Genomic DNA, 10,151 nt, shown 5'->3' with positions numbered 1-10,151 from the left:
CGTGTGATATTCGTTGTACCACATGGCAGATGCCACATCCACCCCGTCTCTGAGGAAGAGGTTCACTGAATAAGACTGGGGAATGATCTTCACATGAAGATTAAATTTCTTGAAAAATGCCAGGGGCTGTAAACGGAACTCATCCCTCCATAACCCAACCTTTTTGCCGTTGATGTCTTCCGGTTTTTGGATACCCCTTCCCTTTTTTGCCACAAGCATAAGGGCAGACCGCTGCACAATCTGCGAGATATTTACGAGCCTTACACCTTGAGACCGCTTCTGTACCGCCGTAGAAAGCCACATGGTGCCGAAATCTACTTCCCCCTTTTCCAGCAGGTCGGCGGGAACACTGTATGGCCCTCCCATCTTAATGTTAAGGTTGATCCCGTATTTCTGGTATATACCTTTTTCAAGCGCAACGTAGTACCCGGCAAATTGCGCCTGTGGACTCCACTGAGGTATAAAGGAGGCGCTCTGAAGGGTTGTCTCAGCATAAAGCGCACTCATCGAAAGAGGAAAAAGTGTCACCGAAAAGACCAGGCAGCGGAGGATATTAAGCAGTTGGGATTTTATTCTTCTATTATGCATCGATATATCTATTATTGTTGTATACAGCGTCAATAGTCAACAGCAAAAATTACAAAGATCCTTCTGTGCAACGATTTCAGGATCGCAGAGCAGTGCATGGTATATCGTATATAGTATGTCGTAACTTCCGGTTCATGTATTACCTTCATTGATAAGCCATGAACTTTGAGCGACATTTCTCGCCGAACACCTAACGCCTTACGCCGAACGTTTTCTTTAGAACCTCGATATACTATATACGAATGTCAGTATACGATTTGCCATTAGTTACCGCAAATACGGTTCCCACATCTTGGCGGTTTTTTGGATGTAGTCCTTCGGCAAACCCTGAACGATCTGATTATGACCGGGTAGAAGGATGTCAACCTTCAGTTCTGCAAGGCGGTAAAGGGATTTTTTTAACGCACCAGGATCAGCGCCAAAAAGGTCAAAACGGCCGATCGCGTAATCGGCGTAGACCACGTCCCCGGGTATCAGAATACCGGCAGCCTCATTGTAGAGGGCAATGCCGCCCATTGAATGTCCCGGGATGTGGATCACTTCCCATATCATATCCCCGATCTCAAGGATATCCTTGTCTTCGAGCTTACGCTCAACGGGAAACTTAAAGGCATCGGCCTTCAGTCCATACTGCATCTGACACATCCCCTTGAACTCATTCATGCCGTAAACAGGCCTGTCATCTCCTTTTTCCAGCGGCTCCGCTTCGAGCCTGTGGACCCACAGTTCGGCGCGGGGGATCTGTTTTTTTATCTCACCCAGGCAACCGATATGGTCAAGGTGGGTATGCGTCATGATAACCCTCTTGATCGAAGAAAGACTGATCCCCAGTTTTTTTATGGATTCTATCTTGTAAGCGCCCTTCCCTGTCAGACCTGCATCAACAATGGACATATCGTTAGAATCGGGCTTGCCGATAATGTACATATGGGAATCAGGAATAAACTCATCCATCCCCTGTATGAAATATACGCCGTCCGTCACTTTTGCCATATCATCTCCTTTTAATTCGTTACATCACCAACGATTGTTAATAACCCATATCCAAACAAATATCCAAACGAGAAACAATACTGACAGGTTTTTGTTTGGCGAGTGGGATTGAATATTGGGCATTAATTGGAGCATCGTGTCGGGCTTGTTGCTCGAGACTAACCTCGCAATTAAACCGTTCCTGAGCAAACCGTCGTGAGGCGAGGAAGCTCGGTCTTTTGCGAAGCAAAAGTTCCGAAGCCGAACGCGAGCGAATGTAAGCCGCTGGAGCGTATGAGCGTGTTTGCGGGGAAAAGTCCGACATGATGCTCATCCTAAGTAAAAAATAGTTATTGGTATCTGGTTATTCATTCCTATCAGGATTGTTTCTTAGCCTCCTCCGTGCAAACCACCTGTTCAACTCATCAAAATAGACGTAGAAGACGGGTGTTATATAGAGCGTCATGAGCTGGGAGAGAAAGAGACCGCCGACGACTGCCACACCCATAGGCTGACGCGCATCGCCCCCTGCGCCGATACCAAGCGCGATAGGCAGTGTGCCGAAAAGCGCTGCCATCGTCGTCATCATAATAGGCCTGAAGCGGGTCATACATGCCTTGTGGATCGATTCTATTGAGTCCAGTCCCTCTGTCCTCTCCGCCTCCAGGGCGAAGTCTACCATCATGATACCGTTCTTTTTCGCGATCCCGATGAGCATGATTATACCCACCATACCGTACATGTCAAGCTCCATGCCAAAGATCCATAAGGTCATCAGGGCTCCGCATGCTGCCAGCGGAAGAGCGGTCAGGATCGTGATAGGATGAATGAAACTTTCATAGAGGACACCAAGGACCATGTAAATAACAAGGACCGTCACAAAAAGCAAAAAACCCATACTCGCAAAGGATTTCTCGAATTCCTGAGCAGATCCCTGGAACCCCGTCACGATGGACTGCGGCAGGTTCACATCCCTGGCTATCTTTTTTGTGGCATCAACGGCCTCTCCTATCGAGTGGCCGGGCTTGAGGTTGAATGCAACGGTAGCGGAATTAAGCTGACCGGTATGGTTCACGTTCAGCGGTCCCAGGGTCTCAACGATATGCGCGACCGTGCTCAGTGGTACCTGTTTCCCCTCATTTGATTTCACGTAGAGGTAGGAAAGGGCGCTCGGGTCTTCCTTGAACCTGGGCTGCACCTCGAGTATCACGTAGTACTGATTGAGCGCGCCGTAGATCGTGGAGATCTTCCGTGAGGCATAGGCGGAGAAAAAGGTATTCTGGATCTGTTCGAGGCTTAAACCCAGCGTCGAGGCCTTGTCCCTGTCGACATTGATATACAGCTTCGGGTTGTCCAGCTTTACATCAGAGTTGACATCAACCAGACCGGAGATCGTCCGCATCTTTTCCTCGAAGATCCTTGCGTATTTATAAAGCTCGTTGAGGTCCGAGCTCTGGAGCGTAAACTGGTATTCGGCAAGGGCGCTGCCTGCGCCTATCTGGATCGGGGGCGGGTTCTGCGGAAACGCGATAAGGCCGGGGACGCTGTTCAGTTTCGGCCTCAGATCATTAACGATCTCATCGACAGACCTTTTGCGGTTCTTCAGGTTCTCGAGCATGACAAATATGATACCGCTGTTATAGGTATTCATGCTCGCGACGGATATAAAGTCCTTTACATCCTTTTCCTGCTTCATGATCTCGTTGGCCGCCTCCTGGTGCCGGACCATATCATCAAAAGAGATCTTGTCGGCAGCCTGTATCCATGCCATCATGAAGTTCTGATCCTGGCTTGGCAGGAACCCCTTCGGTATTCTCACAAAGAGAAACGCTGAGATGACGACGACGATGATCGTGGCGGTGAGCGCCAGTCTGCGGTGCTCCAGCACCAACCGGAGGGTGCGGTTATAGAACCTGATCATGCCCTCGAAAACATGTTCTGTTGTGGCGTAGAACCTGCCCTCTTTCTTTTCCCTGACATCCTTGAGTATGCGGCTGCACATCATCGGCGTAAGCGTCAGGGATATGAAACCTGACAGGAGTATAGCCGCGGCAATACAGACCGCAAATTCATGAAAGAGTTTGCCGACAATACCGGGCATAAAAAGGATCGGTATAAAAACAACCACGAGGGACAGGGTCATGGACATGATCGTGAAACCTATCTCCTGCGAACCCTTATACGACGCATCCATGGCGCTTTCACCCATTTCCATCCGCCTCACAATGTTCTCAAGAACAACGATCGCGTCATCGACAACAAGCCCTACGCAGAGCACAAGGGCCATCATGGAAAGGTTGTTAAGGCTGAAACCCCGTATGTTCATCACCGCGAAGGTACCGATGATCGACAAAGGAACAGCGACGTTCGGAATGATGGTTGATCTGAAGGAACGGAGAAAGAGAAAGACAATGATAAGGACGATAAAGATCGTCAGGACCAGGGTAAATTCGACATCATCGATCGATTCCTTTATGTAATCGGACGCGTCGTAGAGAAGGTGCCACTCAACAGACTCAGGCAGCATCGTCTTCAGCCTGGGGAGTAGTTGTTCGATCTCGTCCGCCACCCTTACCGTATTCGATCCGGGCTGTTTCTTGATGGCGAGGACGATAGCCCTCTGGGTCTTGTCCTTTGAGACGTACCAGGCAGCAGTCTGCTTGTCGTTCTGGATGCCGCTGATCGCATCACCAATATCCTTTATCTTTACGGGTTTGCCGTTCTGGTAGGTAACAATAACCTCCCTGTATGCCTCACCGACCATCAACTGGCCGTTTGAGTCAATCGTAAAGGCCTGGTACGGGCCATCGAGGGTGCCCCCGGGGAGATTGACATTTGCCTTCTGGATTGCGCCGGAGACATCGTCGATGCCTATACCCATGTTGGCAAGGAGCTTCGGGTTTACCTGGATGCGCGCTGCAAATTTCTGTCCATACACGATGACCTGGGAGACGCCGTTGACCATCGTGAAGTTCTGGGCAAGATAATTCTCCGCGTAATCGTTGAGCTGGATAAGCGGCATGGACTCGGAAGTAAGGGCAAAATACATGATGGGCTGATCCGACGGGTTCACCTTGTCGTAGGTAGGAGGGCTGGGCATATTGCCCGGCAGGTCTCCCTGGGCCGCCGCGAGCTTTGAATTCACGTCCTGCGCGCAGGCATCGATATTCCGTTCGAGGGAGAACTGGAGGATGATCGTCGTAGAGCCGGTATAGCTCGTTGACGACATCGACGCAAGACCCTGGATCGTTGAGAATTGCTTTTCAAGGGGTTTGGCCACGTTTGATGCCATCGTCTCCGGGCTTGCCCCAGGCAGGGATGCCGTGACCTGGATGGTAGGAAAATCAACGGCAGGAAGGTTATTGATCGGCAGGTCCTGAAAGCTTGTGATACCGAAGAAAAGGAGACCGAACATGACCAGGATCGTCATGACCGGTCTTTTTATCCATAACGCGGAGATGTTCACTTTTTAGTACCCGGGGAGCCCGTTTTCTGTTCACCGGCGTCTGCCGGTTTTGCGGGTGTCCCTGCGTTTCCCGACGTCAGCGATTCCCGTATCTCAACAGGAAAACCGTCTTTCAGTTTCAGGTGACCATCGGTCACAACCGTTTCTCCTGCGTTGACCCCTTTCGATACAACAGTCTCCTCGCCGATCGTCCTTGCAACAGTAATGTTCCTGAACTCCGCTTTCTTATCGGGTCTTACAACAAAGACAAAATTCCCCTTCTGCCCGATCTGTACAGCCTTTGCCGGAACAACAACGGCATTCTGCTCCTCCGTGAGATTGAGGACAACGTTGACGAACTGTCCGGGCCAGAGAAGTCTATCACTGTTCCTGAACTCCGCTTTGAGGAGGATCATGCCGGTGGTTGTGTCCACGGTATTGTCAACGAATGTGAGTTTTCCCTCGACAGGGGCGCCCTGTGTACCCTGGGGATTCACTTTTACTTTCAGTACGCCAGATGTCATATACTTCCTGATCTCGGGGAGCTGTTTTTCCGGAACAGAAAATTTCACATAGATAGGCGAGATCTGGTTTACCACGACAAGCTTCGTATCGTTGTCTTTGATCATTGCGCCTTCCTTGGCCAGATGAGCCCCTGTCCTGCCGTCAAGAGGAGAACGTATGTAACAGTACTCAAGGTTAAGGCGCGCGTTATCGACGTCGGCCTTGCTCGACCTCACCGTTGCCTGCTGCGTGAGGGCAAGGGTCTGTTTATTTTCATAGTCCGAGGTTGCAACGGCGCCCTTTTCAAGGAGATAGGCATAGCGCTTCGCCTCATCCTCGTTATACTTTAGCTGGGCTATGTCCTGTGCAAGCTTTGCCTCGGACATCCTCAGCTTTTCCTGAAAGGGCCCGGGATCGATCGTAAACAGGGGCTGTCCCCTCTTTACATCCTGTCCTTCCTTGAAATGAATCCTGAGAAGCTGACCTACAATCCGCGCGTATACCGTGACCGAGTTGTACGCTTCGACTGTCCCGATCGCCTCTATGATGACAGGCATGGTCTTTTGCACGGCCTTCCCAACCAGTACAGGCACACCCTGGCGGGCAGGAGGCGGCGGTTTCTTCCGGGACAGGTAACCATAGACAACCGCGACCGCAATAACAATACAAATGATAACAATGATCTTTTTACGCTTCATCATCTGTTCCCCATTGCCCTTTCGATGCTGGCCTGGGCAGTCTTGTAATCGTAGAGCGCGCTTATGTTGGCAAGTTTTGCCTTGCTGTAACCAACGGTAGCATCGGTGACCTCGAGAGGGTCGGCTAAGCCGGCAGAGTATCGCAGATTGGCAAGGTCAAGGTTTTCTGTTGCCTGCTTTATCTGTACCTCCGTATTGGAGATCGTTTCCTTCGCCTTGAGAAGGTTCAGGTAGGACTGTTTCACATCAAGCAAGATATCAAGCCTTTTCGCCTCGATCTGTGCTTCCACCGATCTTGTCCTGGCAATCGATTCTTCGATCTTGTTCCTCGTTAACATTCCCTCAAAGATATTCATGTTCATCGACACGCCTGCATTCCATATCTGGCCAAGGGGATACTGGCTCCCCTGAAAATTGTACCGTGCATTGCCTGATATGGTTGGGAAGAAATCTCTTTTCGCACGGTCAATAGATGCCTCTGCGGAACTCTTTTGTGCGGTAAGGGACCGCAGGTCCGGTCTTTGCTGGTAGGCCCTGTCCAGCGCACTTTCAAGGGTTATTGCATACGCTTCGAAAGAAAGGTTATCGTTTATAGTAAACTGGTCGGTTATGGTCACGCCCATCGCATTATAGAGCCTGACCCATGCAACCTTCAGGTCATTCTCCGTTGTAATAAGGTCAAGCCGGGCGTTGCTCAGATCCAGCTCAGCCTTTGTCACGTCATATTTTGGCTTTTTCCCCGCCTCGAAAAGTACCTTTGCCTGGCCGAGGTGCTGCCTGTATTGCTCCACAATCTCAAGGTTAACATCTCTCGAACGCTTTGCCTTCAGGACCCCGTAATAGGACGTTTTCAGATTATTGACAATGGTCGTTGTCACATCTTCGAGGTCAAAACGGGAGGATTCAACATCGAACTCCTTCGTTTTCACATCTGTCGGGGTCTTACCGAAATCATAGATCGTCTGAGACAGGGTCGCGCTCCCTATGTTCTCGTTATGCAATCCCACGGGGAAATAGGGGTCAAGGGTATCTTTCTCGACAAAATATCTGTTGAAGCTTGCCTGAGTATCTACCTTGGGATAGTAGGGGGCCTTCGCCTGTCCAAGCAGTGACTCTTTCGCGCGGACCGTATATCGGGAACTCATGATCGAGGGATGCTGCGCGAGGGCGATCTCGATACAGCGCTCAAGGCCTAACGATTCCCCCGTTTTGATAGCCGGTTCACCGGCCATGGCAAAAGAGGAGATGACAAATCCCGCAATGACAGCAAAACAGGTGTAATATTTCATATGTCCCACCATAAATCCACTTATCAGAATTCTTGTGCCGCGCACAGATAGAATAAATCACATAATAAAAGAGGATGGGCTTATTGTCAAGATTTTCATGGAATTACTGTCCGGGAAGAGGAGAATGCGGGTGCCCGTGCGGTCTCTAAAGTATTCCGATTAATGAACTGCCTGCAGCTAAAGTACGGGAAATGATAAAATTGAAAGCCCGAGCGTGATATTAATAAACATGAGAAGGAGGGTAATCCTCCCTGACCAGATGTGCAGCCCCTTAATCGCTTGAATATGTTCCCTGAACCTGAATTGCATAAACCCGAGGAATGGGGTTGCCACGGCAAGGACCACGGCGACGATTCCAATGTAGCTATGCGGTATTCTCAAGTGCTGTCCCCCTGCAAAAAAGATATCCAGCGCCACCGCAGATAATCCCATAATAACGCAGGACGCGCCCGTTATGCCGCACAACCTGTGGACCTTAAGCCACCAGGTCTTCCTTTTCATAAAGCGCACAATGATAAAACCGGCCAGGAGAAACATAAAACCGACACACATGAGGCTGGCATGGGTATATAAAAGTATCATAACCGGATATCCTCCCGATGAGACGATAATCTCTTCAAAAAAGGATCAATGGCCGGATAGCCTGAGAAGTACCATGTTTGACAGCGGGTCGAGGTCCCGTATTGCCTTGATCCCTTTGATCTCAATGATGACCGCCTCCATGATGAGGAACGTCTTGGCGGCCTCTCTGAGACAGCCGGCTTTTACCGTATCCCACTTTCCATAGGCGCCATGAAAATGTAATCTTGGTTCGTCCTTGTACCAGAATATCGTACCAATACCCAGCGTCTCATGACTTTCCACGAGTTCCCGCCAGCTTGGCGTCGGCGGCATTACGTCCTGGGTTGGCCCTACAACAATCTTTGCTTCTTTGATGCCGCCGATAAGGTAAAATATACCTGCTTTGATCTTCTCCTGTTTGGCAATACCGACAAGGTTTTCGAGTATATCGTCGTCATCATCAAGCTGTGCCACGATGACCCTTCCAATCTCACCTGTTTGGTATTTCACATTGCAGCCTCCTCGCTCAACAATTCTAATAATGCATAACCGCGTCACTCATCCATACATACACCTGCGGCTCGTGATCTATCCTTAGAATCCAATACCTTTGCCGGTTGTTGTATTGCTACGGGAGGGATCACCTTTACATCCCCCTGCTGAGCCCTCCAGGCACCTTGATCCGTTTCTCCAGATGGTCTCTGAAAGACTGACGTCAAACAGGTTGGCGCCTGATAGTTCTGCCTCCCTCAGGTTGGCTTTGTCCAGGTTGGCTTTGCTCAGGTTGGCACCCGAAAGATTAGCGCCGTACATATATGTACTGCGCATGTAGGCGCCTGAGAGGTCGGCGTTGGAGAGGTTGGCATTGGAAAGCACGGCGTTGGAGAGGTTGGCGCCTGAGAGGTTGGCATTGGAGAGGTTGGCATTGGAGAGCGCGGCCCCGGAGAGTTGCGCCCCGGAGAGTTGCGCCCCGGAGAGGTCAGCATTACGCAGGTCGCACCATTCACATTGTTTTGTTGTCATAAGCTTATCCAGGTCCTTCTGTTTAAAGGCACAGGATGTATGGGGAATGGAACATAAAATGATAACAATAAAAAAAATACCCGACATAGTGGTTCCTTGCATGATGCCTGTTCTTCCCGCTGGTTTTGTTTCATTTGTAGCCAATTATTCTCTCCTGTTTTCTGCCTGTCTTCACGTTTTTACCATAAGACATATAATGATTCAACGGATATTTAATCAAGATAGCAGATGGAAAACAAAGGAAAGGCAATCAAAGTTCCCGCTCCATGATCATGGGAAAATTGCGAAACTTGTCACCGATTATGGGCCAGTCCTTGTTCCTGAACTTCGGATGAAAAAAGACGCCTGTCTTATGCATGTATTTCATAGCCTATTCTTGGGCGAGAAGGGGTGGCCGGGGTACACGCTTGCGGGTGTACCATGAATAGATCAACCCTCATCCATATTACAGGGAGGTACTTTCTCCTTCAGCACCTTCAACATTGCATCCGTGAGTTCAGGCTTCATAGCAAAAGAAGAGGCCGCAAATCCATCCTTCTTCTTGATCAGAAGCCACTCCTTTTCTTTACCCTTCAGCCGTGTCAGCACAAAACCCCCTTTTAGTCTTTTACCCTTCAGGAAAAATCCGATGTACCCTTTTGCCATATCGTTGTCCTGGAGTTCAAGGTCTCCCGCATCCCAGATCACGACAGGCCCTGCCCCGTAGTAGCCGTCAGGGATAATACCTTCAAATGTACCGTATTCGAGGGGATGGTCATCAACGGCAATCGCAAGCCGTTTGTCCTGGGGGGACATCGATGGGCCCTTCGGCACGGCCCAGGATTTCAATACCCCGTCGATCTCCAGCCTGAAATCATAGTGGAGCTTCTTTGAATGGTGCTCATGGACAACGAAATACGGCATGTCATATTATACCATACGCGGGGATACGGTTCAGTAAGAACCGGGTAGGCAGTAAGCAGTAAGCAGTGAAAAGCTTTTTGTGCATACTACTACATACTGCTTACTATCTTTTGTTCTTGCCGTCCTCTGCCTACTTCCTGCTGCCTACTCTGTTTAGTTTTTGCTGAT

General features: G+C 49.8%; 9 protein-coding genes. All 9 read right to left on the bottom strand.

Annotation, left to right across the window (positions count from 1 at the left end; translation table 11 throughout):
* On the bottom strand, positions 1–588 hold a 588-nt coding region (locus PHU49_02640), incomplete at its 3' end, for an ABC transporter substrate-binding protein (protein ID MDD5242893.1).
* Between the two features lie 267 nt (positions 589–855).
* A complete protein-coding gene (locus tag PHU49_02635) occupies positions 856–1,581 on the bottom strand; it encodes an MBL fold metallo-hydrolase (GenBank protein ID MDD5242892.1) in 726 nt (241 codons plus the stop codon).
* Positions 1,582–1,924: 343 nt separating this feature from the next.
* Positions 1,925–5,026 carry an efflux RND transporter permease subunit gene (locus tag PHU49_02630; GenBank protein MDD5242891.1) on the bottom strand — a complete coding sequence of 1,034 codons (3,102 nt, stop codon included), beginning with the start codon at positions 5,024–5,026 and terminating at the stop codon, positions 1,925–1,927.
* Positions 5,023–6,210 carry an efflux RND transporter periplasmic adaptor subunit gene (locus PHU49_02625; GenBank protein MDD5242890.1) on the bottom strand — a complete coding sequence of 396 codons (1,188 nt, stop codon included), beginning with the start codon at positions 6,208–6,210 and terminating at the stop codon, positions 5,023–5,025. Before PHU49_02625 ends, PHU49_02630 begins: the two co-directional genes overlap by 4 nt.
* Positions 6,207–7,496 (bottom strand): TolC family protein, encoded by a 1,290-nt coding sequence (locus tag PHU49_02620; protein ID MDD5242889.1) that lies wholly within the window; start codon positions 7,494–7,496, stop codon positions 6,207–6,209. The genes PHU49_02625 and PHU49_02620 overlap by 4 nt, the downstream gene beginning before the upstream one ends.
* Before the next feature lie 177 nt (positions 7,497–7,673).
* Positions 7,674–8,078, bottom strand: a complete 405-nt coding sequence (locus tag PHU49_02615) for a hypothetical protein (GenBank protein MDD5242888.1) — start codon at positions 8,076–8,078, stop codon at positions 7,674–7,676.
* A 45-nt stretch (positions 8,079–8,123) separates the two neighbouring features.
* Positions 8,124–8,567 carry a DNA-binding protein gene (locus tag PHU49_02610; protein ID MDD5242887.1) on the bottom strand — a complete coding sequence of 148 codons (444 nt, stop codon included), beginning with the start codon at positions 8,565–8,567 and terminating at the stop codon, positions 8,124–8,126.
* Between the two features lie 84 nt (positions 8,568–8,651).
* Complete coding sequence (locus PHU49_02605) at positions 8,652–9,224, bottom strand: pentapeptide repeat-containing protein (GenBank protein MDD5242886.1); 573 nt, start codon at positions 9,222–9,224, stop codon at positions 8,652–8,654.
* Between the two features lie 285 nt (positions 9,225–9,509).
* Positions 9,510–9,983, bottom strand: coding sequence for a DNA polymerase ligase N-terminal domain-containing protein (locus PHU49_02600; protein ID MDD5242885.1), 474 nt, complete (start codon positions 9,981–9,983; stop codon positions 9,510–9,512).
* Positions 9,984–10,151 lie beyond the last annotated feature (168 nt).

It is taken from the genome of Syntrophorhabdaceae bacterium, assembly GCA_028713955.1.
In the GTDB taxonomy this organism is placed as follows: Bacteria; Desulfobacterota; Syntrophorhabdia; order Syntrophorhabdales; family Syntrophorhabdaceae; genus UBA5609.
This window is presented reverse-complemented; position numbering and strand designations above follow the sequence as displayed.

Excerpts from the sequence above, each read along its gene's own strand:
- PHU49_02625 (MDD5242890.1), bottom strand. The coding sequence starts at position 6,210 with ATGATGAAGCGTAAAAAGATCATTGTTATCATTTGTATTGTTATTGCG.
- PHU49_02620 (MDD5242889.1), bottom strand. The coding sequence starts at position 7,496 with ATGAAATATTACACCTGTTTTGCTGTCATTGCGGGATTTGTCATCTCC.
- PHU49_02615 (MDD5242888.1), bottom strand. The coding sequence starts at position 8,078 with ATGATACTTTTATATACCCATGCCAGCCTCATGTGTGTCGGTTTTATG.
- PHU49_02635 (MDD5242892.1), bottom strand. The coding sequence starts at position 1,581 with ATGGCAAAAGTGACGGACGGCGTATATTTCATACAGGGGATGGATGAG.
- PHU49_02600 (MDD5242885.1), bottom strand. The coding sequence starts at position 9,983 with ATGCCGTATTTCGTTGTCCATGAGCACCATTCAAAGAAGCTCCACTAT.